Here is a 24,597-nt window from a genome sequence, read left to right as displayed (position 1 = left end):
CCGCAGGTACGGACCGATCGAGACGGCGAGGAGAGCATCGGTGGCGGGAGCCCTACGCGGCGTGGTCGCTCTGGACGGACCTTCGGGAACCGGGAAGACCACGGTGGCGCGCAAGCTCGCCGGCCGGCTGTCGGCCGGGTACCTGGACACCGGTGCGATGTACCGGGTGGTCACGCTGGCCGTGCTGCGCGCGGGCGTCGACCCGGCGGACGGCCCGGCGGTCGCCGAGCTGGCCCGGACCACCGACTTCACCCTGGGCACCGACCCGTCGGCGCCGAGCGTGCACCTGGCCGGTGAGGACGTGGCGGCCGAGATCCGCGGCGCCGAGGTCAACCACGCCGTGTCGCCGGTTTCGGCGGTGCCCGAGGTGCGTGAGCTGCTGGTGGCCCGGCAGCGGCGGATCATCGGCGAGGTGCTCGGCGAGGTCGGCGGCATCGTCGTCGAGGGCCGGGACATCGGCACGGTCGTGGCGCCGGACGCGCCGCTCAAGGTCTACCTGACCGCGGACCCGGCGGTGCGGGCCGCGCGCCGCAGCGCCCAGGACACCGCGGCCGGGCGGCAGAGCAGCCAGGCCGAGGCGCTGGCGTCGGTCGACCGGCGGGACCGGCTCGACTCGACCCGTGCGGTCGCGCCGCTGAAGGCCGCCGACGACGCGGTGCACCTGGACACCACCGAGCTGTCCATCGACCAGGTGCTGGTCGCCCTGTCCGAGCTGGCCGGCCGCCGCGGGCTGCTGGGCGAGTGCGCGCAGGTCACGCGGTGAGCCCTGCCGGTCTGCCGCCGGGCGCGTCGGCACGGCTGCACGACGCCGCTCGGTTCGTCGGGACGCACCTGTTCAAGCCGGCCTACCGGCTGCGCATCCGCGGGCTGGAGCGCGTGCCGCGGACCGGGCCGGTGCTGGTGGTGGCCAACCACAGCTCGATGGTCGAACCGCAGATCATCTTCGGAATGTTGCCGCGGCGTCCGGTGTTCCTCGTCAAGGAGGAGATGTTCACCGGGGCGGTCGGGTGGTTCCTCCGGCGGATCGGCCAGGTGCCGGTGCGCCGGGGTGAACCGGACCGGGCGCCCCTGCTGACCACGGCGAACGTGCTCAAAGACGGCGGAGTGGTCGCGGTGTTCCCGGAGGGGACCCGCGGCGAGGGTGACGTGGCCAGCGCCGAACGCGGCGCGGCGTGGCTGGTCCGGGCCTCGGGCGCGGTGGTCCTGCCGATCGCGGTGCGCGGGACGCGGCGTCCCGAAGGCAGTGGGCGGCGGTTCCGGCCCCGGGTCGACATCCTGGTGGGTGAACCGTTCACGCTCGAGGTCGGCCGCGGCCGGGCCGGGCTGGACAGTGCGACCGAACGGCTGCGGGACGAGCTCGCGGGCCTGGTCGCCACCCTCGACGAATGGCGTGCAGCGCAGGGCGAGCCCGTGCGCGGGAAGAAAGCGGAGTTATGACGGAGCTTGACGGGACCTGGTCGGACGAGGCGGAGTTCACCGCGCTCGACAGCCAGGCCGACGACGCGGCGTCCGAGGAGGAAGCCGAGCTGAGCCAGCCCGTGCTGGCCGTCGTCGGGCGCCCGAACGTGGGCAAGTCCACCCTGGTCAACCGGATCCTGGGCCGCCGCGAGGCGGTCGTGCAGGACACGCCCGGTGTGACCCGGGACCGGGTGGCCTACGACGCGCAGTGGGCCGGGCGCCGGTTCACCGTGGTCGACACCGGTGGCTGGGAGCCGAGCGCGACCGGGCTGCAGGCCGCGGTCGCCGCACAGGCCGAGCTGGCGATGAACACCGCGGACGCGGTGCTGGTCGTGGTGGACGCCTCGGTCGGCGCCACCGCGACCGACGAGGCGGTGGCGAAGGTGCTGCGCCGGTCGAAGCGGCCGGTGCTGCTGGCGGCCAACAAGGTCGACGACGAGCGGCTGCTGTCCGACGTGGCCTCGCTGTGGTCGCTCGGCCTGGGCGAGCCGTACCCGGTGAGCGCGCTGCACGGCCGCAGCTCGGGCGACCTGCTCGACGCGATCATCAAGGCGCTGCCGGAGGCGCCGCGCGAGCGCGAGGCCGTCGCCGGTCCGCGCCGCGTCGCGCTGGTCGGCAAGCCGAACGTGGGCAAGTCCAGCCTGCTCAACAAGCTCACCGGCGAGCAGCGGTCCGTCGTGGACTCCGTCGCCGGCACCACGGTCGACCCGGTCGACTCGCTCGTCGAGCTGGACGGCCAGGTGTGGCGGTTCGTCGACACCGCGGGCCTGCGCAAGCGGGTGCACACCGCGAGCGGCACCGAGTACTACGCGTCGCTGCGCACCAAGGCGGCCATCGACTCGTCCGAGGTCGTCATCGTCCTGCTGGACGCCAGCGAGCCGCTGTCCGAACAGGACCTGCGGGTGCTGACCTCGGTGGTGGAGTCCGGCCGGGCGTGCGTGCTCGCGCTGAACAAGTGGGACCTCGTCGACGAGGACCGCCGCCACCAGCTGGAGAAGGAACTCGACCGCGGCCTGGTGCGCGTCACGTGGGCCGAGCGGGTCAACATCTCCGCGCTCACGGGGCGTTCGGTGCGCAAGCTCGCGCCGGCGCTGCGCACCGCGCTCGCGTCGTGGGACCAGCGGGTGCCCACCGGGCAGCTGAACTCGTGGCTGTCCGAGCTGATCGCGGCCACCCCGCCGCCGGTGCGTGGCGGCAAGCAGCCGAAGGTGTTGTTCGCGACGCAGGCCGGTATCCGCCCGCCGACGCTGGTGCTGTTCACCACCGGCTTCCTGGAGGCCGGGTACCGCCGGTTCATCGAGCGGAAGTTCCGCGAGCGCTTCGGTTTCGAGGGCAGCCCGGTGCGGATCAACGTGCGGGTGCGGGAAAAGAAGCCGCGGCCTGCCAAGAAGGGCAAGTGACGCAACGAGGTGTGACGGCGGCGACACCCCGGTGAGACCGCCCGGTCACCCGGTGTTCACCTCGGGTAGAGTGATCGTCCCGCGCGGGCGCCTCACTCTTTTCGCGAGTTCCGGCCCGGCCGGTGGCGGAAGGTGAACTCCATGGGCGCGCCCGTTCTCGATCCGATGCTGCCCGGGGTGCTGGCCCCGGAGCGGGCCCTGTTCCCGGGTGGACCCGCCGCGGCCCGGCGCACGCTGCTCGACGTGCTGGCCGGCACCGCCGCGCGGCACCCGAACGCGGCGGCGCTGGACGACGGCGAGCGGGTCCTGAGCTACCGCAGGCTGTCGGAGGAGGCGCAGGCGCTGGGCCGTCGGCTGGCCGCCGAGGGCGTCGGCCGCGGTGACCGCGTCGGCGTGCGGATCTCCTCCGGCACGGCGGATTTGTACGTCGCGATCCTGGGTGTGCTCGCCGCGGGCGCGGCGTACGTGCCGGTCGACGCCGACGACCCGGACGAGCGCGCCGAGCTGGTGTTCGGCGAGGCCGGGGTGTGCGCGGTGCTGATGGACGACGGGCTGACCATGCTCGCCGAGCCCGGCCGCCGCACCGGTCCGCCCACACCGGACGACGACGCGTGGATCATCTTCACCTCCGGCTCGACCGGCAAACCCAAGGGCGTCGCGGTCAGCCACGGCTCGGCGGCCGCCTTCGTCGACGCCGAGGCCCGGCTGTTCCTCACCGAGGAGCCGATCGGCGCGGGTGACCGGGTGCTGGCCGGGCTGTCGGTGGCCTTCGACGCCTCGTGCGAGGAGATGTGGCTGGCCTGGCGGCACGGCGCGTGCCTGGTGCCGGCTCCGCGCGCGCTCGTGCGCACCGGGGTGGACCTGGGGCCGTGGCTGGTCGCGCAGCGCATCACGATCGTGTCCACCGTGCCGACGCTGGCCGCGCTGTGGCCGGCGGAGGCGCTGGAGGACGTGCGGCTGCTGATCTTCGGCGGCGAGGCGTGCCCGTCGGAGCTGGCCGAGCGGGTCGCCGTCGAGGGCCGCGAGGTGTGGAACACCTACGGCCCCACCGAAGCCACCGTCGTCGCCTGCGCCGCGCCGCTGACCGGTGCGGGCCCGGTGCGGATCGGGCTGCCGCTGGCCGGCTGGGACCTCGTGGTCGTCGATCCCGCCGGGGAGCCGGTGGCGATGGGGGAGTCCGGCGAGCTGGTGATCGGTGGCGCCGGGCTGGCCCGCTACCTCGATCCGGTGAAGGACGCCGAGAAGTTCGCGCCGCTGCCCGCGCTGGGCTGGGAGCGCGCCTACCGCAGCGGTGACCTGGTGCGTGCCGAGCCCGCGGGGCTGGTCTTCCTGGGCCGCGCCGACGAGCAGGTCAAGCTCGGTGGCCGCCGCATCGAGCTGGGCGAGGTGGATGCCGCGCTGCAGGCCCTGCCCGGGGTCGCCGGAGCGGCCGCCGCGATCCGCACCACCAAGGCCGGCAACCAGGTTCTCGTCGGGTACGTGGTGCCGCAGGGCGAGTTCGACACCTCCGCGGCGTCGGCTCTGCTCCGCGGGAAGCTGCCCGCCGCGCTGGTGCCGCTGCTCGCGGTGGTGGACGACCTGCCGACCCGCACCTCCGGCAAGGTCGACCGCGCCGCCCTGCCCTGGCCGCTGGCCACAGTGGACAGTGCCGCGGCGTTGACGCCCACGGAGTCGTGGCTCGCCGAGGGCTGGGCCGAGATCCTCGGTGTGCCGGTGACCGATCCGGCCGCGGACTTCTTCACCTCCGGCGGTGGGAGCCTCACCGCGGCGCAGCTGGTCGCGCGCATCCGCACCCGGCATCCGCAGGTGTCGGTCGCCGACCTCTACCGCCACCCGAAGCTGGGACAGCTCGCCGGGTTGCTCGACGGTCTGGACGGGGAAACCGCGCGGCGGCGCGACGTCCGCCCGGTGTCGCGCCGGGCCGGTGCCGTCCAGGCCGTGCTGGCCGTGCCGGTGCTCGCCCTGACCGGCCTGCGCTGGCTGACCGCGCTCGCCGCACTGTCCACTGTGCTCTCGATGACCGGTGCCGCGTGGGCGCCGGCCGTGCCGTGGTGGTCGCTCGCCCTGGCGTGGCTGGTGCTGTTCAGCCCGCCGGGCCGCATCGCCATCGCGGCGGGCGGTGCCCGGCTGCTGCTGCGCGGGGTCCGCCCGGGCACCCACCCGCGCGGCGGGCGGGTCCACTTGCGACTGTGGGCGGCCGAACGGCTCGCCGAGGCCGCCGGTGCGGCCGGGATCTCCGGCGCGAGCTGGATGACGCTGTACGCCCGCGCGCTGGGTGCGAAGGTGGGCAAGGACGTCGACCTGCACACCCCGCCGCCGGTCACCGGCCTGCTCAAGCTGGGCCGCGGGGCGGCCGTGGAGCCCGAGGTGGACCTGTCCGGGCACTGGGTGGACGGTGACGTCGTGCACCTCGGCAAGATCCGCATCGGCGCCGGTGCCCGCGTCGGCGCGCGCAGCGTGCTGCTGCCCGGGGCGCGGATCGGCAAGGGCGCGGAGATCGCGGCCGGGTCGACCGTGCTGGGCGCGGTGCCGGCCGGTCAGCGCTGGGCCGGTTCGCCCGCCCGCCGTGACGGCAAGGGCGCGCTGCGGTGGCCGTCCAGCCGGCCGCCGCGGTCGCGGTTCTGGGCCTTCACCTACGGCGCGGCGTCGTTCGTGCTGGGCCTGTTCCCGGTGCTCGCCGCCGTGCCCGGCCTGCTCGTGCTGGGTGCCGCGGTCGCGGATTCGCCGAGCCTCGGTGCCGCGCTGCTCGCGGTGCCGGTGGCGACCCTGGCGGCGTTCGGCACCTACGCGCTGCTGGTGCTGGTGTCCGTGCGGCTGCTCGGGCTGGGCCTGCACGAGGGCTACCACCCGGTGCACGGCCGGATCGCCTGGCAGGTGTGGGCCACCGAGCGGCTGATGGACCTGGCCCGCCAGGTGCTGTTCCCGCTGTACGCGAGCCTGTTCACGCCGGTGTGGCTGCGGCTGCTGGGCGCGAAGGTCGGGCGCGGCGCCGAGGTCTCCACGGTGCTCGCGGTGCCGCGGATGACGCAGGTCGACGACGGCGCGTTCCTCGCCGACGACACCATGGTCGCCACCTACGAACTCGGGCACGGCTGGCTGCACGTCGCGCCCACGCGCATCGGCAAGCAGGCGTTCCTCGGCAACTCGGGCATGGCCGCGGCCGGGCGGGCGGTGCCCAAGCGCGGGCTGGTCGGGGTGCTGTCGTCGGCGCCGCGCAAGGCGAAGAAGGGCTCGTCGTACCTGGGGATGCCGCCGATGCCGCTGCGGCGCGCGGTGGAGACGGCTGACGAGAGCCGCACGTTCGCGCCGCCGCTGCGCCTGAAGGCCGCGCGGGCCGCGGTCGAGCTGTGCCGGATCGTGCCGGTGATGTGCGCGGTCGCGCTCGCGGTGCTGGTGCTCGCCGCGCTGACGGCCGTGTGGTCCGCGGCGGGATTGATCGTGGCCGCGCTCGCCGCGCCGGTCGTGCTGGTCGTCGCCGGGCTGGTGGCCGGTGCGGTGACCACGGCGGTGAAGTGGGCGCTGACCGGGCGGTTCCGGGCGGTGGACCACCCGCTGTGGAGTTCGTTCGTGTGGCGCACCGAGCTGGCCGACACGTTCGTCGAGACACTCGTGGTGCCGTGGCTGGTGGGCTGGAGCGCGGGCACGCCGCTGCTGCCGTGCTGGCTGCGCACGATGGGCGCGAAGATCGGCCGCGGGGTGTGGCTGGAGACGTACTGGCTGCCGGAGACCGATCTGGTGCGCCTCGGCGACGGCGCGACCGTGAACCGCGGCTGCGTCGTGCAGACCCACCTGTTCCATGATCGGATCATGCGCATGAGCGAGGTGACCGTGGCCGAGGGCGCGACCGTCGGCCCGCACGGGATCGTGCTGCCCGGCGCGAGCATCGGCGCGCGCACCACCGTGGGCCCGGGTTCGCTGGTGACCCGCGGCGACGCCGTCCCGGCCGACAGCCGCTGGCTGGGCAACCCGATCGCGGCGTGGCGGGCGTGAGCCGCGCCGACTACACGCTCGGCCACGGCAGCACCGGCTACCGGGTCACGCACTACGACCTGGAGCTGGACTACAAGATCGGGCCGAACCGGCTGAGCGCGCGGGCGGCCCTGTCCGCGGTCGCTGCTGAGGAGCTGGACCGGATCCCGCTCGACCTGGCCGGGTTCGCGGTCAAGGGCGTGCGCGTCGACGGGCGGACCGCGAAGTTCACCCACCGCGGCGGCAAGCTCGTCGTCCGGCCGGCCCGGCCGGTGCGCGGGGAGTTCACGATCGAGGTGCGCTACGCCGGCAACCCGCGTCCGGTCGCGAGCCGGTGGGGCGAGATCGGGTGGGACGAGCTGACCGACGGCGCGCTCGTGGCGAGCCAGCCGACCGGGGCGCCGTCCTGGTTCCCGTGCAACGACCGGCCCGGCGACAAGGCGTCCTACCGGGTGTCGCTGACCACCGCGTCGGCCTACACGGTGCTGGTGACCGGGGACCTGGTCGCCCGGCGGGCCGGGGGCAGCGCGACGACCTGGGTGTTCGAGCGGCGCGAGCCGACCGCGCCGTACCTGATGAGTGTCCAGATCGGACGGTACGACGAGCTGGAACTCGGTGCTGCGCAACGACTCGGGGTGCCGCGACGGCTGCGGGCGGCGGCCGCGCACGACTTCGGCCGCCAGCCGGAGATGATGCGGGCGCTGAGCGAGTGGTTCGGGCCGTACCCGTTCGGCGAGTACGTCGTGGTGGTCACCGACGACGACCTGGACGACCCGATCGAGGCGCAGGGGATGGCGATCTTCGGCGCCAACCACGTGGACGGGCGCCGCACGTTCGAGCGGCTGGTGGTGCACGAGCTGGCGCACCAGTGGTTCGGCAACAGCCTCACCGTCGCGGATTGGCGGCACATCTGGCTCAACGAGGGCTTCGCGACCTACGCGGAGTGGCTGTGGTCGGAAGCCGCCGGGGGCGCGTCCGCGGAGGCCCTGGCACGCGACTGGCGGTCCCGCGTGGGCACCGACGTCGCGATCGGCGACCCCGGGGTGGCGCACCTGTTCGACGAGCAGGTGTACAAGCGCGGGGCGCTGGTCCTGCACGAGCTGCGCGCCCGCGTGGGGGATGAGGTGTTCTTCGGCCTGCTGCGGTCGTGGGTGGCCGAGCACGCGCACGGCACCGTGACGACGGAGGAGTTCATCGCGCACGCCGAGCGCGTGGCGGGTGTGCCACTCTGCGACGATTTCGCCGCCTGGCTGGGCTAGCTCCGCTTGGCGTAGTCGGCGTAGCCGCCCCAGTCGATCACCACGCAGGGCTCCTCGCCGACCACCCAGGCGTCGTGGCCGGGTGGGCAGATCAGGACGTCCCCGGGACCGAAGTCGGCCTGGTCGCCGTCGTCCATGCGGACCGTCATCCGGCCGGACAGCACGTAGCCCATGTGGTTCGCCTGGCAGCTGTCCGTGCCCGCGATCGGCTTGATGTGCTTCGACCACTGCCAGCCGGGGTGGAACGTGCCGCGGCCGACCGCGCCGCCCGCCAGGTTCACCAGCTCCATCTGCCCGGAGCCGTCCTCGAACGGCCGGACCTCTTCGGGTTCGTCCAGGCTCAGCCTGCGCAAATCGGACATGACGGCCTCCTCGTCGCCGCTTCGGAGGTGCCCGCGGATTCCCTGCCGTCAGCGTGCGCCCACCCGGTTTTGCCCGGTAGGGCCGGAAGACCTGCCCGTCGGTCCGGGACTTGAGGATCGCGGCCCTTTTGTTACCGGAACGTGTCGGAGCGGACTTCCCTCACGCCCGGTTACGACGTATGTTGTCGGCCACAACATTCAAATGTTGTGAGCCACAACATTCCTGCCAAGGGGACGCAATGAAGCGGAGAAAGACCCTCGCGCTGGCCGCCGCGGGCACCGGGCTCGTCCTGGCGCTGACCGCGTGCGGTGCGAACAGCGCCAACAACCAAAGCGGTGGGAGCGGCGGGTCCGACAACGGTGGCCCGAAGGTCGGCGTGATACTGCCCGAGACCGCGACCTCGGCCCGCTGGGCCGGCTTCGACCAGCCGATGCTCCAGTCCGCGCTGACGAAGGCCGGGCTCAGCCCGATCATCGAGAACGCGCAGGGCGACAACCAGCGGTTCGCGCAGCAGGCCGACAGCATGCTCAGCCAGGGCGTCAAGGTCCTGATCATCGCCGCGCCCAGCGGTGACGTCGGCGCCACCGTCGAGCAGAAGGCCAAGCAGCAGGGCGTTCCGGTCATCAACTACGACCGCCTCAACCTCGGTGGCAGCGCCGACTACTACGTCAGCTTCGACAACGTCCAGGTCGGCCGTCTGCAGGGCCAGGCGCTCGCGGACGCGCTGAAGACCAAGGCCGGCGCCCAGGTCATCGAGATCGAGGGCTCGCCGACGGACAACAACGCGACCCTGTTCTACAACGGCCAGCAGGAGATCCTCGGCCCGCTCTACAGCTCGGGCGCGCTGAAGAAGGTCGCCAGCCAGCGCATCGACAAGTGGGACAACGCGGTCGGTGGCGCGACGTTCGAACAGTTCCTGTCCGCCAACGGCGGCAAGGTCGACGGTGTCCTGGCCGCCAACGACGGCATGGCCGGCGCCGTGATCACCGTGCTGCAGAAGAACGGCCTCGCCGGCTCTGTCCCGGTCACCGGCCAGGACGCCAGCGCCGCGGGCCTGAAGTCCATCCTGCAGGGCCAGCAGTACTCGACGGTGTTCAAGCCGATCCAGCAGGAGGCCGACGCCACCGCGCAGCTGGCCGCCGCGCTGGTCAAGGGCGACACCGCCGGCGCCGACGCCATCGCCAAGCAGACCTCCACCGACCCGACCGCCAACCGCACGGTCAAGTCGGTGCTGCTGCAGCCGTTCTCGATCACCAAGGAGAACGTGAAGATGGTGGTCGACCAGGGCTACGTCAAGGCGAGCGAGATCTGCGGTGGCGACACCGCCGCGGTCTGCCAGCAGCTGGGCATCTCCTGACGGCGCGCATCGAGCTGGGGACGCGCGGACCGGTGACCCGGGCCGCGCGTCCCCTCCACGCGCGTCACGCCACTGATAGCGGAGGTTCTTCCATGAACGAGCCCGTCCTCGCGCTGCGAGGCGTCAACAAGAGCTTCGGGCCGGTGCACGTCCTGCACGACGTGGACTTCCAGGTGCGCGCGGGGGAGGTCACCGCGCTGGTCGGCGACAACGGCGCCGGGAAGTCCACGCTCGTCAAGTGCATCGCCGGCATCCACCCGATCGACAGCGGCGAGATCGTCTTCGAAGGCGAGCCGGTCCACATCCACAACCCGCGCGACGCCGCCGCGCTCGGCATCGAGGTCGTCTACCAGGACCTCGCGCTGTGCGACAACCTCGACATCGTCCAGAACATGTTCCTCGGCCGCGAGCGCAACCAGCGCGGCCTGCTCGACGAGGCGTCGATGGAGCTGGCCGCGCGCAAGACACTGGCGTCGCTGTCGGTGCGCACGGTGAAATCCGTCCGCACCCCGGTGTCGTCGTTGTCCGGCGGGCAGCGGCAGACCGTCGCGATCGCCAAGGCCGTGCTGTGGAACAGCAAGGTCGTGCTGCTCGACGAGCCGACCGCCGCGCTCGGCGTCGCGCAGACCCGGCAGGTGCTCGACCTGGTCCGGCGCTTGGCCGAGCAGGGCCTGGGCGTGGTGCTGATCAGCCACAACATGAACGACGTGTTCGAGGTGGCCGACCGGATCGCCACCCTCTACCTCGGCCGGCTCGCCGCCGACGTCGCCACCAAGGACGTCACGAACAGCCAGGTCGTCGAACTGATCACCGCGGGCCGGTCCGGCGACCTCGGCCTGGCCCGCCCCGAGACCGCGGCCGTGTGAGGAAAGAAGTGGCCATGACTGAAACCCCCACCAAGGCCGGCTCGGGCCAGCCCCCGGCGGCGATCTCGGACTTCGGCATCGACACCACCTCGCGGTCCACCCGCGAGGCGATCGGTGACTACTTCGGGCGGCTGCGCGGCGGCGAACTGGGCGCCCTGCCGGCACTGCTCGGCCTGCTCGTGCTGGTGCTGGTGTTCACCGGGCTGTCCGACACCTTCCTGTCGCTGAACAACATCGCGAACCTGTTCGCGCAGGGCGCCGGGCAGACCATCATCGCGATGGGCATCGTGCCGGTGCTGCTGCTCGGCGAGATCGACCTGTCCGCGGGCACCGCGTCCGGACTCGCCGCGTCGGTGATGGCGCTGCACTTCACGCAGAACGGCAACCTGCTCGGCAACTTCGGCAGCACGGTGTTCTACGGGTTCATCGTCGGGTCGATCGTGGCGGCCGCGCTGTGCGTGTGGATGCGCGTCTGGATCGGCGCGGTGCTCGCGCTCGTCGTGCCGGTGTTCATGCTCGCCGGGTTCGCGGCCAACCCGTGGATCGAGATCGTGCTGGCGATCTGCGTCGGCGTCGTGATCGGCGCGCTGACCGGCACCATCGTCGCGAAGATCGGCATCCCGTCGTTCGTGGTGACCCTGGCGCTGTTCATCGGCTGGTACGGCCTGCTGCTGCAGCTGGTCGGCGAGGGCGGCACGATCTCCATCCGGCAGAGCGACGTGCTCTACCAGGTGGCCAACGGCAACCTGTCCATCCTGGGCGGCTGGATCATGTTCGTCGTCGCCGCCGGCGGGTACGCCGCGGTGGTCCTGACCCGCCACTTCGGACGGTTGCGGCGCGGGCTGGTGGCGCAGCCGACGACGATCGTGGTGGTCAAGGCCGCCGCGGTGCTGGTGATCGGCGCGGTCGCGACCTACCTGCTCAACACCAACCGCTCGCCCAACCCGAACCTGACCACGATCGCCGGCGTGCCCTACGTCGTGCCGATCGTGCTGGTGCTGCTGGTGGCCGGCACGTTCGTGCTGGATCGCACCCGCTACGGGCGGCACATCTACGCGGTCGGCGGCAACAAGGAGGCCGCGCGGCGCGCCGGCATCAAGGTCGACAAGATCCGGATGAGCGTGTTCCTGATCTGTTCGGCGGTGGCCGCGATCGGTGGGATCGTCTACAGCTCCAAGGTCGGTGCCGTGGACGGCAACTCCGGTGGCGGCAACACTCTGCTGTTCGCCGTCGGCGCGGCGGTGATCGGTGGCACGTCACTGTTCGGCGGCCGGGGGCGGCTGCGCGACGCGGTGATCGGTGGTCTCGTGCTGGCGACCGTCCAGAACGGCCTCGGCCTGCTCGGATTCCAGGCGGCAACGGTTAACATCATCACCTGCCTGGTCCTACTGGTGGCGGCAGCCGTCGACGCGCTGTCCCGCAAGCGTGCCGCGGTGGCGCGCTGAGGCACGGGTGAGGACCGCCGACAGCCGGCCAGCAGGGAAGCGCAGGTGACGACCACACCGACCGCGGGCACGCGCCCGGACGACGTGCGCCGGCACAACAGGGCCGCCCTGTTGCGCCGGCTGCACGTCCATGGTCCGTCCACACGGGCCAGTCTCGCCACCGACCTCGGGCTCAACCGCAGCACGATCAAGGCGCTGGTGGACGGGCTGGCCGAGGACGGGCTCGTCGAGGAACGGGTGCCGGCCCAGCGCAGCGGGGCCGGCCGCCCGTCCCTGTTGGTGCTGCCGCAGCCGCAGGCCGCGGTGGTGCTGGCGATCGACATCCGGGTCGAGCGGGCCGGGATGGCGCTGGTCGGCATCGGCGGGGAGATCCTCGGGCGGGGCGGGTGGAACATCCGCTCCACCACCAACGACCCGCGCGAGGTGTTCACCAAGATCGTCGACACGGCCGGTCCGCTGATCGACGAGCTGGGCGTCCAGCCGGTCGCGGCCGGGGTGTCGGTGCCCGGGGTGGTGCGGCACGCCGACGGGTTCGTGCACGAGGCGCCGAACCTGCACTGGACGGACATCCCGCTCGGGGCGTGGCTGTCGCGGGCGCTGCAGCTGCCGGTGCACATGGGCAACGACGCCGAGTTGGGCGCGCTGGCCGAGCACCTGCGGGGCGTGGCGCGCGGGTTCGACGACCTGGTCTACATCAGCGCGGAGGTCGGCGTCGGTGGTGGCGTGATCTCCAACGGCGTGTCGATGCGTGGCGCCGGCGGGCACCACGTGGGCGAGGTCGGGCACATGGTCGTGCGGCCGCAGGGGCGGCAGTGTTACTGCGGCTCGAACGGCTGCTGGGAGACCGAGGTGGGGGAGCGGGCGCTGGCGCGGGCGCTGGGGCTGGACGAGGACAGCCCGGTCGGCGCGATCGTGCACGAGCTGCGGCTGCTCTCGGCGAACGGTGCGGCGCTGGACAAGCTGGCCGAGTTCACCGACTGGCTCGCGCTGGGGCTCGGCAACGTGGTCAACCTGCTGTGCCCGCAGCTGGTCGTGCTGGGCGACGTGTTCACGGCGCTGCCGCCGGTGCTGGTCGAGCACGTGGAGCGGACGGTGCGCGAGCGGAGCCTGGTGAGCCGCGCCCTGGCCGGCACCCGCGTGGCGACGTCGGCGCTGGGCACGGACGCGAAGCTGCTGGGCGCCGCGGAGCTGGCCTTCGAGACGGTGCTCGCGGACGGGTGAGACGCGGTAGCGCGGAGATGGAGTGACACCGGTGGAGGACCGCGCCTTCTGGATCCTCACCGGGCCGTGGGCGAAGCTGCTCGACCACATTCGGGACGATCCCGCCGTCGCCATCACAGTGGACACCTGCGACACGACGACCGGATTGGTTCGGCAGGTCCTCGCGCGTGGGGAGGCGGAAGTGCTGCCCTTCGACGCGGACCGGGGGTGGCGCAAACCAAGCCGTTACCTCGGTCCGGACGAGACCCGCTGGGACCGCCGGTTCCGCGACTACCTCCGCGACGACCCGGCCGAGCGCGGCACGGTCTGGCTGCGCCTGCGCCCGGCCCGGCTCACCGCGGCCGACCTGAGCTACCAGGTCTGAAACGGCGCCCCCGCCGCCGCAGGGGTCAGGCGAACACGCCCGCTCCCGGGATCGCTTCCAGCAGGGCCTGCGTGTAGGCCTCCTCCGGGGCGGAGAGCACCTTCGCCACCGGGCCCTGCTCCACCGCCCGTCCGGCGCGCATCACCACCACCTCGTGCGCGATGGCCTTCACCACGGCCAGGTCGTGCGAGATGAACAGGTAACTGAGCCCCAGCTCGTCCTGCAACCGGCGCAGCAGGGTGAGGATCTGGTCCTGCACCAGCACGTCCAGCGCGGACACCGCCTCGTCGCACACCACCAGCCTCGGGTCCAGCGCCAGTGCCCGCGCGATCGCCACCCGTTGCCGCTGGCCGCCGGACAGCTCGTTCGGGTAGCGGTGCGCCACCGACGACGGCAGGGCCACCTGGTCCAGCAGCTCCCGCACCCGCGCGGCGCGGCTGTCGCGATCGCCGATCCGGAAGATCCGCAACGGCTCGCTGATCAGCCGCTCCACCGGCATCAGCGGGTCGAGCGAGGCGTACGGGTCCTGGAACACCGGCTGCATCGCCCGGCGCGCCGCCTTCAGCCGCGCCCCGCGCAGCCCCAGCACGTCCTCCCCGTCCAGCCGGATCGTGCCCGCGGTCACCGGGACCAGCCCGAGCACCATCCGCGCCGTCGTCGTCTTGCCGGAACCCGACTCGCCGACGATCGCCGTCGTGCGGCCCCGCTCGACCGTGAACGACACGTCGTCCACCGCCTTGAACACGCCCCCGCCGCCGCGGATCCGGTACTCCTTCGACACGCCGGACACCTCGAGCACCGGCGCGGCGGCCGCCGCCACCGGGAGCGGTTCCTTCAGCGACGGCGCGGCCGCGATCAGCCGCCGCGTGTACTCGTGCTCGGGCGCCGTCAGCACCCGCCGCGCGGGGCCGGACTCCACGACCCGGCCCCGCGACATCACCACCACCCGGTCCGCCCGGTCCGCGGCCAGCCCCAGGTCGTGCGTGACCAGCAGCATCGCCGTGCCCAGCTCGCGCGTCAGCCCGTCCAGGTGGTCCAGGATCTGCCGCTGCACCGTGACGTCCAGCGCCGACGTCGGCTCGTCGGCGATCAGCAGGTCCGGCCGGCACGCCAGGCCGATCGCGATCAGCACCCGCTGCCGCATGCCGCCGGAGAACTCGTGCGGGTACTGCCGCGCGCGCCGCGCCGGATCGGGCAGTCCGGCCTCGCCGAGGATCTCCACCGCCCGCGCCATCGCCTCACGCCGGTTCGCCAGCCCGTGCGTCACCAGCGTCTCCGCGACCTGCCTGCCCACGCGCGCGACCGGGTTCAGGTTCGTCATCGGATCCTGCGGCACCAGGCCGATTTCCCGGCCGCGCAGCCGCCGCATCCGTTTCTCGCCGGCGTGCGTGACGTCCTCGCCGCGCACCACGATCCGCCCGCCGGTCACCCGGCCGGACCCGGGCAGCAGGCCCAGCACCGCGTGCGCCGTCGTCGACTTGCCGGACCCGGACTCGCCCACCACGGCGACCCGCTCGCCGGGCATGATCGTCAGGTCCGCGCCGTGCACGACCTCGGTGTCACCGAAGGACACGCGCAGGTCCTCGACCCGCAGCAACGGTTCGGTCATCGGGAGCTCCTCGGGTCGAGTGCGTCGCGCAGCGCGTCGCCGAACAGGTTGAACCCCAGGCAGATCAGGGCCAGCGCGATACCGGGGAACACGCCCGGCCACACGGTGCGGAACAGGTACTGCTGCGCGTCGGAGAGCATGATGCCCAGGCTCGGCTCGGGCGGCTGGATGCCCAGCCCGAGGAACGACAGGATCGCCTCGCCGAGCACCGCGGCCGGCATGATCACCGTGGCCTGCACGATGATCGCCGACATCGCGTTGGGCAGGATGTGCTGCCCGAGCACGCGCAGCGGCCCGGCGTGCATGGTGTGCGCGGCGAGCACGAAGTCGCTGTCCTTCAGCCGCAGCGTCTCCGCGCGGACCACGCGGATCATCGTGGGGATGTTGGCGATGCCCAGCGCGATCGCCGCGTTGGTCAGGCCGCCGCCGTTGATCGCGGCCAACCCGACCGCCAGCAGCAGGAACGGGAACGCCAGCATCAGGTCGGTCAGCCGGGACACGATCGCGTCCAGCCACCGCCAGTACCCGGCCAGCAGCCCCAGCGGGACGCCGACGACGATCGCGAGCAGCACCGACAGCAGCCCGACCTCGAGCGAGGTCCGCGTCCCGTACAGCACGCGGGAGAGCACGTCGCGTCCGAGGTCGTCGGTGCCCAGGGCGAACCCGACGGTGGCCGGCTGCTGGAACGGCGTCGTGAAGTGCACTTCGGACGGTGCGTAGGGCGCCAGCCACGGCGCGAAGATCCCGGCGACGAGCACGATCAGCAGCAGCACGCCGCCGGTGACGCCCATCGGGTTGCGCAGCAGGGTGCGCCACACCCGGCCGCGGACCCGCCCGGCGGTGACCGGTGTTTCGGTGATGGCGGTCAACGCGACCTCCCGGAGACCCGGACCCGCGGGTCGATGACCGTGTAGAGGACGTCGACCAGCAGGTTGATGACGATGTAGGCGAAGGTGATCACCAGCACCACGGCCTGGATCACCGGGTAGTCCCGGCTGAACACCGAGTCGAGCGTGAGCTTGCCGATGCCGGGCAGGCTGAAGATCCGCTCGGTGACCACCGCCCCGGCGATCAGCCCGCCGAGCTGCAGGCCGACGATCGTGGTGACCACGATGAGGCTGTTGCGCAGCCCGTAGCGGAAGATCACCGCGCCGCGGCCCAGCCCCTTCGCCCGTGCGGTGCGCACGAAGTCGGCGGTCAGCGTGCCGGTCATCGACGCCCGGGTCTGGCGCTGCACCACCGCGGCGTGCGACAGGCCGAGGATCACCGCGGGCAGCGTCAGGTAGTACACGCCGCGCAGCGGATCCTTCAGTGGGGACACGTATCCCGACGCCGGGAACCATCCCAGTTGGACGGACAGGTAGACCACCGCGAGGATGCCGAGCCAGAACGTCGGCACCGACAGGGCGAACAGCGAGAACCCGTTGGCGGCCCACTCCGGCCAGCGCCCGCGGAACACCGCGGCGAGCACGCCGAGCAGCAGGCCGGCCAGCACCGCGATCAGCATCGCGTACACCGCGAGCTGGACGGTGACCGGCAGGGTCGTGCCGATCATCTCGGTCACCGGCGTGCCGGTGCGGGTCGAGCGGCCGAAGTCGCCGGTCACCGCGTTGCCCAGGAACTTGAGGTACTGCACCGGCAGCGGCTGGTCGAGCCCGAGCTGGGCGCGCACGGCGGCCAGCGTCTCGGCGTCGGCCTCCTCGCCCGCCATCGCCAGCGCCGGATCGCCGGGCAGCGCGCGCACCCCGGCGAACACCACGATCGAGGCGAGCACCAGCGTGACCGCGGACTGCCAGAGCCGGTGGAACAGGTAACGCAGCATGGTTGTCAGCCCTCCTGGCCCGCGCGGAAGGCGGCCTTGCCGAGCCGGACGACGCCGTCGGAGTACACCTCGACCCCGGCCACCCGGGCCGAGTGGACGGTGAGGTTGCGCAGCCGGTAGGTGTAGACGATCGGGTTCTCCCGCTGGATCACCCGCGTGGCCTGGCCGTACAGCTGCGCGCGGGCGGCCGTGTCGGTGGTGCGGGCGGCCCTGGCGAGCAGATCGTCCAGTTCCGGCGAGACGAACCCGCCGTAGTTGCCCGCCGAGCCCGACGACAGGAACCGCGCGGTGTTGGCGTCCGGGTCGATGCGGCCGGACCAGCCCAGCTGCACCACCTCGAACGTGCCGCGCTTCTGCACGTCCAGCAGCGTCGAGTACTCCACCGGGACGATCTTCAGGTCGAACCCGCCCTCGGCGACGCTGGCCTGCAGCGCCTGGGCGTAGCGCAGCTGGTCCTGGCTGTTGGACACCTGCAGCGTGACGGTGTAGGGCACCGGCACGCCGGCCTCGGCCAGCAGCCGCCGCGACCGCGCCGGGTCGAAGGCGGGACAGGCGTTGCTGTCCGGTGTCGCGTACGGCGACTGCGGCGCGATGGGGGAGCAGGCCACGTCGAACCAGTTGTTGAAGACGGTGTCGACCAGGGTCTGCCGGTCGATGCTCGCCGCGAACGCCTCGCGCACCCGGCGGTCGCGCGCGATCGGCGTGCCGATCGGCTTGGCCGGGGTGCCGGCGCCGTCGACGTTGCCGGTGTTGATGGTGATGCCCTGGTAGCCCAGCGACGGCGATTGCAGCACCTTGAGGTCCGGGTCCTTCGCCAGCGCGTCGACGTCCTGCGGCGAGATCGTGTCGGCCACCTGGATGTCGCCGGAGCGCAGGTTCGCGGCGCGGATGTTGGCGTCCGGCATGATCCGGTACAGGATGCGGTCGAGGCGGACCCGCGCGGCGTCGTAGTACAGCGGGTCGCGCTCGACCTCGATCGAGGTCTGCGGCACGCGCCGGACGAACTTGAACGGCCCCACGCACACCGGGTGGTCACCGAAGTTCGCGCCCTCGGCCGCCAGCGCGGCCGGCGACAGGATCATCCCGGCGCGGTCGGCCAGCGCGGCGGTGATCGGCGCGAACGGGCGCTTGTAGGTGAGCACGACGTGCGTGGCGTCGGGCGCCTCGATGCTTTGCACCGGACCCATCTCGCTGGCCCGCTGCGAACCCTTGAGCGTCAGGTGGCGCTGCAGGCTGGTGCGGACGGCGGCGGCGTCGAACGGGGTGCCGTCGGCGAAGGTGACGCCGGTGCGCACTCCGATCGTGACCGTCAGGCCGTCCGGGGACAGGGCCGGCAGCGCGGTGGCCAGCTGCGGCACGACCTGTCCGGAGGAGTCCAGGTCGTAGAGCTTCTCGCAGATCGTGCTCATCACGTACCGCGTGTAGAGCGAGCTGGACGTGGTCGGGTCGAGCCGGTCCGGCTCGGACGACAGGCCCATCACGAGCTCGCCCCCGGACCGGACGGCCTGGGCGCCGACCGGCGTGCCGTAGTCGTCGGTGTGCTCGGCGGTGCTCGCCACGTGCTGAACCGGCACGCACGCGGTGAGCGCCACGGTGACCGCCGCGAGTGACGCGAAAACGCGCCACCGGGATTTCTCGTGGGGCATGGGCAAACTCCAGCGCGTTCGAATGTGTGCGCAGCCTACGGTAGTTCGATCACCGTTGTCAGCTGTTTCCGGTGGGTAAATTGCCGTTACGAATTCCCGGCGGTCGGAAAGCAGGAAAAAGCAGCGGTTCGCGGGGATGGGTGCGAACCGCTGCTTTTCCTCTTACCGGCGCCGGGGAACTACCGTCCGGCGGCGTAGCCCTGCATGCCGCGCGGGTTCGCACCCGCCGACAGCACACCGGTTTCCGGGTCGCGGGCGACCGCGCAGAGCCGTCCTTCCGACCACGGATCGGCGATTTCGACGTCGTGCCCGCGGCGGCGCAGTTCGGCTATCGCGGAATCGCCGATGCGCGATTCGACGGTGACGCTGCCCGGTTTCATCGCGCGCGGGTAGAACGAACTCGGGAAACTGTCGGTGTGCCAGTTCGGGGCGTCGATCGCGCCCTGCAGGTCGAGGCTTCCACGTACATTGGCGCGCAGTGCGACGGCGAGGAAGAAATGCACGCTCCACTGGTCCTGCTGGTCCCCGCCGGGCGTGCCGAAAGCCATCACCGGCACCCCGTCGCGCAGCGCCATCGACGGCGACAGCGTGGTGCGCGGCCGGCGGCCGGGTACCAGCGAGTTGGGCAGGCCCTCGTCGAGCCAGGCCATCTGCAGCCGCGTGCCCAGCGGGAAACCGAGGGACGGGATGACCGGGTTGGACTGCAGCCAGCCGCCGCTCGGGGTGGCGGCGATCAGGTTGCCCCACCGGTCGGCCACGTCGAGGTGGCAGGTGTCGCCGCGCGTAGCGCCGTCCTTGGCGACGGTCGGCTCACCGGCCCCGGCGGCGGGCGGTGGCGGGACCGCGCCGCTGACGGACAGCTCGGCCTGCTTGCTCAGCCGCGGCTGACGCCCGTCGGGCGAGCCGGGCCGCAGCTCCGTCGACGCCTGCTCGCCGATGAGGGCGCGACGGGAATCGTTGTAGGACGCGGAAAGCAGGGTGTCCAGCGAGACGTCGGTGCTGTCGCCGTACCACGCCTCGCGGTCGGCCATGGCGAGCTTGGTGCCCTCGACGAGGGTGTGCAGGTAGTCCGGCGTGCCGTATTCGAGGCCGTCCGGCAGCAGAGCGAGCTGCTGCAGGAACGTCGGCCCCTGGCTCCACAGACCGCACTTGGCGACCGTCCAGCCCTGCCAGTCGTAGGTGACCGGGTCCTCGTAGCCGGCTTCGAACGCGGCCAGGTCGCCGGCGGTCAAGGTGCCGGCGTGCCGCTCGCCGGAGGTGTCCAACGTGGGGCGGGCGGCGGCCTCGTCGATCGCCTCGGCGATGAAGCCCTCGCGCCAGATGCGGCGGGCGGCGTCGATCTGGGTCTCCCGGCCCGCGCCGGCCGCCTCGGCCTCGGCGATCACGCGGCGCCAAGTCGCGGCCAGCGCCGGGTTGCGCAGCATCTCGCCGGGCCTGGGCGGGCGGCCGTCACGCAGGTAGACCTCCGCGGAGCTGGTCCACTCGGTCTCGAACAGCTCCCGCACGCTGGCGATGGTCGAGCCGATCCGCTCGACCGCCGGGTGCCCGTTCTCGGCGTAGCCGATGGCGTACTTCAGCACCTCGGCCAGCGTCTTGGTGCCGTGGTCGCGCAACAGCAGCATCCAGGCGTCGAACGCGCCGGGCACGGCGGCGGCCAGCGGGCCGGTGCCGGGCACCAGGTCCAGCCCGAGCGAGGTGTAGTGCGCGACCGTCGCCCCGGCCGGGGCCGGGCCCTGCCCGCACAGCACGCGCGGCGCCTGGCCGGCGGGCGCGAGGATGATCGGCACCTCGCCGCCGGGGCCGTTGAGGTGCGGTTCGACGACGTGCAGCACGAACCCGGCGGCCACGGCCGCGTCGAAGGCGTTGCCGTCGTCCTCCAGCACCGCCATCGCCGTGGCGGAGGCGAGCCAGTGGGTCGACGACACCATGCCGTGGGTGCCCTGCAGCGTGGGACGGGTGGTGAACACGGATCGAGTACACACCCTCGAACGGGTGAACGTCCAAGACATGTGTGACACCATCCCCATAGCCGTTCGCTATCGATGGGAGCCGTGGTGGAACGCCGCCAGCTGGAGTACTTCGTCGCGATCGTCGAGCACGGCGGGTTCACCGCGGCGGCGAAGGCGCTGCACGTCGCGCAGCCCTCGCTGTCCCGCGCGATCGGCAAGCTCGAGCACGAGCTGGGCGTCACGCTGTTCCACCGGGTCGGGCGGCACGCCGTGCTGAGCACCGCGGGGGAGGCGCTGGCCGGCCGGGCCCGGCTGGTGCTGCGGGACCTGGACGCGTTGCGGGCGGCGGCGGGCGCGATCGGGGACGGCGCGGCCGGGCGGGTGGACGTGGCGGCGACCTCGTCGTCCGGGCTGGAACCGGTCACCAGCGTGATCGCCGAGCTGGCGCGGCGGCATCCCGGCGTCACGGTCAGCACCACGTCGGCGATGTCGGCGGCCGAGGTGGTGGCGATGGTGTTGCAGGGCCGGTGCGAGGTCGGGGTGTGCGGCAGCGCGGAGCGGCCGTCCGGGCAGGGGCTGGTGACGCACCACCTGCGGGACGAGGAGTTCCTGCTGGTCGTGCCGCCCGGCGCGCTCGACGTGCCGGGGCGCGCGGTGGCGCCGGAGATGCTGCGCGGCATGCGGTTCGTGGTGACCAAGCCGGCCACGGCGGTGCGGGCGCTGTTCGACCGGCTGGCCGCGACCGTGGGGGACATGACGATCGCGGCCGAGACCGGGGACCGGGGTGTGGTGCTGCCGATGGTGCTCAAGGGCATCGGGGCGGGGCTGATGCCGGACGGCTGGTCGGAGCTGGCCGTCCGGGCGGGCGCGGACGTCTACCGGTTCGACCCGCCGGAGCGGCTGCCGCAGTGGCTGGTGCACCGCGGCGGCCCGGTCACCGCGGCGACGCGCGCGTTCATCGACACCACGTTGGAGGCGCGGGACTAGCCCCGGTTCTCTAGCCGAGATCGCGGCGCAGCAGGTCTTCCTCGGTTTCGCGGCGCACCAGGACCCGCGCGATGCCCTCGGCGAGCGCCACCAGGGGTGGGCGGCCGACCAGGTTGTAGTTCGACGCCAACGCATGGTGGTAGGCGCCGCTCACCGGCACCGCCAGCAGGTCGCCGGGGCGGATGTCGGCGGGCAGCGGTACGTCCTCGGCCAGGACGTCCCCGGCCTCGCAGTGCCGGCCGGCGATCGTCACCGGGCGGCGGGGTGCCTTGGTGTGCCGTCCGATGAGCCGGGCGGTGTAGCGCGCGCCGTACAGCGCGGGGCGCGGGTTGTCGCTCATGCCGCCGTCCACCGCGACGAACCCGCTCTTGACCGCGGCCACCCGGTACAGCGTGATCCCTGCCGTCGCGACGAGCCAGCGGCCGGGTTCCAGCACCAGCCGCGGGACCGGCAGCCGGTGGTGGTCGCACTCCAGGCGCAGCGTGCTCGGGATCCGGCGGGCGGCGCCGGTCAGGTCGAACACCGCCTCGCCGGGGCGGTAGGGCACGGCGAACCCGCCGCCGAGGTCGAGCTGGTCCAGCGTCACGCCGTGCCGGTCGCGGACCTGGGCGAGCAGGTGCACCATGCGCCGCACGGCTTCGGCGTAGGCGGCGGTGTCGCGCACCTGCGAGCCGAGGTGGCAGTGCAGCCCGGCGGCGCGCAAGCCCGGCTGGGCGAGGACCCGTCCCACGGCGTCCAGCGCGGCGCCCGAGGCGAGGGAGAACCCGAACTTCTGGCCCTCGACGGCGGTGGCGAGCGCGCGGTGGGTGTGCGCGTCGACGCCGGGCGTGACCCGCACCAGGACCCGCTGCCCGGCGGGGGCGAGCGCGGCGAGCTGGTCGATCTCGTCGGCGGAGTCGGCCACGATCCGGCCGGCGCGCGCGGTGAACGCGGCCTTGAGGTCCTCCGGGGTCTTCACGTTGCCGTGCACCAGGATCCGCTCGCCCGGCACGCCCGCCGAGCGCGCCATCGCGATCTCGCCGGCCGAGCAGACATCCGCGCTGAAGTCCAGCAGCCGGAGCACCCCACGCACGGGTAACGCCTTGGTGGCGAACGCGATCTCGGCGCCGGGGAAGGCGGCGCGCAGCAGGTGGGCGCGGTGCCGGATCTCGGTTTCGTCGAGCACCTGCACCGGCGTGCCGAACCGCGCGGCGAGCCGGGACAGGCTCACGCCCCCGCAGGTGAGGTCGCCGCCCCCGGCGAGGCGGGTCGTGCGCGGCCACAGGCCCTCGTCCAGCGGCGGTTCTCCGGCGAGGCCCACGCTGGGCAGCACCTCGGCGAGTGTCATCACGTCCTCCTTCGGTTTCCGTGCACCCGAAGGAGATCGCCCTGGCGACGGGTGCGGCACCGGGGCTGACGCGGTCATGACTCGTCCGGGCGTGGTCTTGACCCGGCGTTGACACCGGCGTGAGCCCGTTCACGCGGTCATACTGGCCGCATGGACGCGACCGAACTGAGGGAACTGCAGGCGCCGCTCAAGGAGCGCTACCGGGAGGACCCGTCACGGGCGCTGATCACCTTGCGGGCCAACGCCGAACTGGACGGCCTGGGCATCTCGTGCAAGGTCGAGACCGGCCGGGCGGTGGTCGAGGCGGGCCTGCACCCGGCCACCGGCGGGGACGGCAGCCTGGCGTGCTCCGGCGACATGCTGCTGGAGGCACTGGTGGCGTGCTCGGGGGTGACGCTGCGGGCGGTGGCGACGTCGCTGGGGCTGGAGATCCGCGGCGGGACCGTGCGGGCCGAGGGCGACCTGGACTTCCGGGGCACGCTCGGGGTCGACAAGACGGCACCGGTCGGGTTCCAGTCGATCCGGCTGTCGTTCGACCTGGACACCGACGCGTCCGAGGAAGAGCTGGCGACGCTGCGCAAGCTCACCGAGCGGTACTGCGTGGTGTATCAGACGCTGCGGACGCCGCCGGAGATCGAGGTGCGCCTCGCCTGATCCGGCTCGACGGTCCCGATGCCGTGCAGCACGTGAGCGAGGATTTCCGCGCCGCGGACGACGCGCGGGCCGGGGCGGTTGAAGTAGGACGGGCCGTCGAGGATCCACACCTGCCCGCTGCGCACGGCGGGCAGGTCGCCCCAGCCCGGGCGGGTGGTGAGCAGGCCGAGTTCGGCTTCGGTGCGCTCCGGCGGCAGACCGCACGGGAGCAGGAGCAGGACGTCCGGTTTCGCGGTGGTCAGCTCGGTCCAGTCGATGGCTTGCGTGTGTTCGCCGGGCCGGGCGAGGAGGGGCTCCCCACTGGCGGCGGCGATCTGCTCGGGCACCCAGTGACCGGCCGGCCAGAGCGGATCGAGCCACTCGATCGCGGCGACGCGCGGGCGGGGCAGGCGCCGGGTCCGCTCCTGGAGGCGGGTGAGCCGGGCGCGCAGTTCTTCGTGCTTGGCGCGGGCGGTGTTCGGCACGCCGAGGACCTCGCCGACCTGCCGCAGGCAGTCGAGGACCTCGGGCAGGGTGCGGGGTTCGAGGCTGAGCACCCGCGGGCCGGTGTCCAGGAGGCGCACGGTCTCGGAGACGTGGCGGTAGGAGACCGCGCAGACGTCGCACAGGTCCTGGGTGAGGATGACGTCGGGACGCAGCTCGGCGAGCTTCGCGGAGTCGAGCGCGTAGAGCGCGGAGCCGGTGTGCGCGCCGCCGACGGCCTGCGAGATCTCGCGGCTGCTCATGGTGGTGTCGAGGCCGCTGCCGGTCACCACGGGCACGCCCTCGACGCCCGGCGGCCAGTCGCATTCGTGCGTCCGGCCGACGAGGTCCCCGAGCAGCCCCAGCTCGGCCACGATGTCCGTGGCGGCGGGCAGCAACGACACGATCCGCACCGCTCCGAGCCTAGATCGCCGGCCAG

The 24,597-nt window shown here is 72.9% G+C and carries 20 protein-coding genes; 12 read left to right on the top strand and 8 right to left on the bottom strand.

What is annotated here, in order from left to right; all coding sequences use genetic code 11:
• Positions 1–61 precede the first annotated feature (61 nt).
• The 5 genes from cmk (at position 62) to IE290_RS08330 (ending at position 8,086) form a co-directional block, all read left to right on the top strand.
• Complete coding sequence (gene cmk, locus IE290_RS08350; protein ID WP_094008683.1) at positions 62–763, top strand: (d)CMP kinase; 702 nt, start codon at positions 62–64, stop codon at positions 761–763.
• Positions 760–1,437: a lysophospholipid acyltransferase family protein gene (locus IE290_RS08345; protein ID WP_191243856.1), complete on the top strand. Its 678-nt coding sequence runs from the start codon at positions 760–762 to the stop codon at positions 1,435–1,437. The genes cmk and IE290_RS08345 overlap by 4 nt, the downstream gene beginning before the upstream one ends.
• On the top strand, positions 1,434–2,858 hold the full coding sequence (gene der, locus IE290_RS08340) for a ribosome biogenesis GTPase Der (protein ID WP_191243855.1): 1,425 nt from the start codon (positions 1,434–1,436) through the stop codon (positions 2,856–2,858). Before IE290_RS08345 ends, der begins: the two co-directional genes overlap by 4 nt.
• Before the next feature lie 141 nt (positions 2,859–2,999).
• On the top strand, positions 3,000–6,848 hold the full coding sequence (locus IE290_RS08335) for a Pls/PosA family non-ribosomal peptide synthetase (RefSeq protein WP_191243854.1): 3,849 nt from the start codon (positions 3,000–3,002) through the stop codon (positions 6,846–6,848).
• A complete protein-coding gene (locus IE290_RS08330; RefSeq protein ID WP_191243853.1) occupies positions 6,836–8,086 on the top strand; it encodes a M1 family metallopeptidase in 1,251 nt (416 codons plus the stop codon). Before IE290_RS08335 ends, IE290_RS08330 begins: the two co-directional genes overlap by 13 nt.
• On the opposite strand, the gene IE290_RS08325 is transcribed toward IE290_RS08330, so the two are convergent.
• Complete coding sequence (locus tag IE290_RS08325) at positions 8,083–8,448, bottom strand: cupin domain-containing protein (protein ID WP_191243852.1); 366 nt, start codon at positions 8,446–8,448, stop codon at positions 8,083–8,085. The two genes, IE290_RS08330 and IE290_RS08325, sit on opposite strands and share 4 nt — an antisense overlap.
• 239 nt (positions 8,449–8,687) lie before the next feature.
• On the opposite strand from IE290_RS08325, the gene IE290_RS08320 reads away from it, so the two are divergent.
• The 5 genes from IE290_RS08320 to IE290_RS08300 all read left to right on the top strand — a co-directional run bounded on the left by IE290_RS08320 (position 8,688) and on the right by IE290_RS08300 (position 13,702).
• Complete coding sequence (locus IE290_RS08320; RefSeq protein WP_191243851.1) at positions 8,688–9,806, top strand: sugar ABC transporter substrate-binding protein; 1,119 nt, start codon at positions 8,688–8,690, stop codon at positions 9,804–9,806.
• Positions 9,807–9,898: 92 nt separating this feature from the next.
• On the top strand, positions 9,899–10,672 hold the full coding sequence (locus IE290_RS08315; RefSeq protein WP_191243850.1) for an ATP-binding cassette domain-containing protein: 774 nt from the start codon (positions 9,899–9,901) through the stop codon (positions 10,670–10,672).
• Positions 10,673–10,686: 14 nt separating this feature from the next.
• Positions 10,687–12,117 (top strand): sugar ABC transporter permease, encoded by a 1,431-nt coding sequence (locus IE290_RS08310; protein WP_191243849.1) that lies wholly within the window; start codon positions 10,687–10,689, stop codon positions 12,115–12,117.
• A gap of 45 nt (positions 12,118–12,162) precedes the next feature.
• Positions 12,163–13,338 (top strand): ROK family transcriptional regulator, encoded by a 1,176-nt coding sequence (locus IE290_RS08305; RefSeq protein WP_191243848.1) that lies wholly within the window; start codon positions 12,163–12,165, stop codon positions 13,336–13,338.
• A gap of 22 nt (positions 13,339–13,360) precedes the next feature.
• On the top strand, positions 13,361–13,702 hold the full coding sequence (locus IE290_RS08300) for a pyridoxamine 5'-phosphate oxidase family protein (protein WP_191243847.1): 342 nt from the start codon (positions 13,361–13,363) through the stop codon (positions 13,700–13,702).
• Positions 13,703–13,727: 25 nt separating this feature from the next.
• Here the strand turns inward: IE290_RS08300 and IE290_RS08295 are convergent, their stop codons facing one another.
• The 5 genes from IE290_RS08295 to IE290_RS08275 form a co-directional block, all read right to left on the bottom strand.
• The gene (locus IE290_RS08295) at positions 13,728–15,311 is read right to left on the bottom strand and encodes an ABC transporter ATP-binding protein (protein ID WP_191243846.1); all 1,584 of its coding nucleotides are present in this window, start codon (positions 15,309–15,311) and stop codon (positions 13,728–13,730) included.
• Positions 15,308–16,180, bottom strand: coding sequence for an ABC transporter permease (locus IE290_RS08290; protein WP_191243845.1), 873 nt, complete (start codon positions 16,178–16,180; stop codon positions 15,308–15,310). Before IE290_RS08290 ends, IE290_RS08295 begins: the two co-directional genes overlap by 4 nt.
• Positions 16,177–17,133: an ABC transporter permease gene (locus tag IE290_RS08285; protein ID WP_191243844.1), complete on the bottom strand. Its 957-nt coding sequence runs from the start codon at positions 17,131–17,133 to the stop codon at positions 16,177–16,179. The genes IE290_RS08290 and IE290_RS08285 overlap by 4 nt, the downstream gene beginning before the upstream one ends.
• Positions 17,134–17,138: 5 nt before the next feature.
• Positions 17,139–18,779 (bottom strand): ABC transporter substrate-binding protein, encoded by a 1,641-nt coding sequence (locus IE290_RS08280; protein WP_191243843.1) that lies wholly within the window; start codon positions 18,777–18,779, stop codon positions 17,139–17,141.
• A 179-nt stretch (positions 18,780–18,958) separates the two neighbouring features.
• A complete protein-coding gene (locus tag IE290_RS08275; protein WP_191243842.1) occupies positions 18,959–20,746 on the bottom strand; it encodes a gamma-glutamyltransferase family protein in 1,788 nt (595 codons plus the stop codon).
• An 87-nt stretch (positions 20,747–20,833) separates the two neighbouring features.
• Here IE290_RS08275 and IE290_RS08270 point away from each other — a divergent pair, with 87 nt between their 5' ends.
• Positions 20,834–21,715, top strand: a complete 882-nt coding sequence (locus tag IE290_RS08270) for a LysR family transcriptional regulator (protein WP_191243841.1) — start codon at positions 20,834–20,836, stop codon at positions 21,713–21,715.
• Positions 21,716–21,725: 10 nt separating this feature from the next.
• Here IE290_RS08270 and lysA read toward each other — a convergent pair whose 3' ends face one another.
• A complete protein-coding gene (lysA, locus tag IE290_RS08265) occupies positions 21,726–23,042 on the bottom strand; it encodes a diaminopimelate decarboxylase (RefSeq protein ID WP_191243840.1) in 1,317 nt (438 codons plus the stop codon).
• Positions 23,043–23,192: 150 nt separating this feature from the next.
• On the opposite strand from lysA, the gene IE290_RS08260 reads away from it, so the two are divergent.
• Positions 23,193–23,696 carry an OsmC family protein gene (locus IE290_RS08260; protein WP_191243839.1) on the top strand — a complete coding sequence of 168 codons (504 nt, stop codon included), beginning with the start codon at positions 23,193–23,195 and terminating at the stop codon, positions 23,694–23,696.
• Here the strand turns inward: IE290_RS08260 and IE290_RS08255 are convergent.
• Entirely contained in the window at positions 23,651–24,571 is a 921-nt protein-coding gene (locus tag IE290_RS08255; RefSeq protein WP_191243838.1) for a cobalamin-binding protein, read from the bottom strand. The genes IE290_RS08260 and IE290_RS08255 overlap by 46 nt on opposite strands.
• Positions 24,572–24,597: the final 26 nt, after the last annotated feature.

It is taken from the genome of Amycolatopsis deserti (genome assembly GCF_014653945.1).
Classification (GTDB): Bacteria; Actinomycetota; Actinomycetes; order Mycobacteriales; family Pseudonocardiaceae; genus Amycolatopsis_E; species Amycolatopsis_E deserti.
The sequence above is the reverse complement of the archived record's forward strand: the minus strand, read 5'-3'. Positions and strand labels throughout refer to the sequence as shown.

Coding starts and splice junctions, on each gene's coding strand:
- IE290_RS08260 (WP_191243839.1), top strand. CDS start 23,193: ATGGACGCGACCGAACTGAGGGAACTGCAGGCGCCGCTCAAGGAGCGC.
- IE290_RS08315 (WP_191243850.1), top strand. CDS start 9,899: ATGAACGAGCCCGTCCTCGCGCTGCGAGGCGTCAACAAGAGCTTCGGG.
- lysA (WP_191243840.1), bottom strand. CDS start 23,042: ATGACACTCGCCGAGGTGCTGCCCAGCGTGGGCCTCGCCGGAGAACCG.
- IE290_RS08295 (WP_191243846.1), bottom strand. CDS start 15,311: ATGACCGAACCGTTGCTGCGGGTCGAGGACCTGCGCGTGTCCTTCGGT.
- IE290_RS08280 (WP_191243843.1), bottom strand. CDS start 18,779: ATGCCCCACGAGAAATCCCGGTGGCGCGTTTTCGCGTCACTCGCGGCG.
- IE290_RS08325 (WP_191243852.1), bottom strand. CDS start 8,448: ATGTCCGATTTGCGCAGGCTGAGCCTGGACGAACCCGAAGAGGTCCGG.
- IE290_RS08310 (WP_191243849.1), top strand. CDS start 10,687: ATGACTGAAACCCCCACCAAGGCCGGCTCGGGCCAGCCCCCGGCGGCG.
- IE290_RS08335 (WP_191243854.1), top strand. CDS start 3,000: ATGGGCGCGCCCGTTCTCGATCCGATGCTGCCCGGGGTGCTGGCCCCG.
- IE290_RS08320 (WP_191243851.1), top strand. CDS start 8,688: ATGAAGCGGAGAAAGACCCTCGCGCTGGCCGCCGCGGGCACCGGGCTC.
- IE290_RS08285 (WP_191243844.1), bottom strand. CDS start 17,133: ATGCTGCGTTACCTGTTCCACCGGCTCTGGCAGTCCGCGGTCACGCTG.
- der (WP_191243855.1), top strand. CDS start 1,434: ATGACGGAGCTTGACGGGACCTGGTCGGACGAGGCGGAGTTCACCGCG.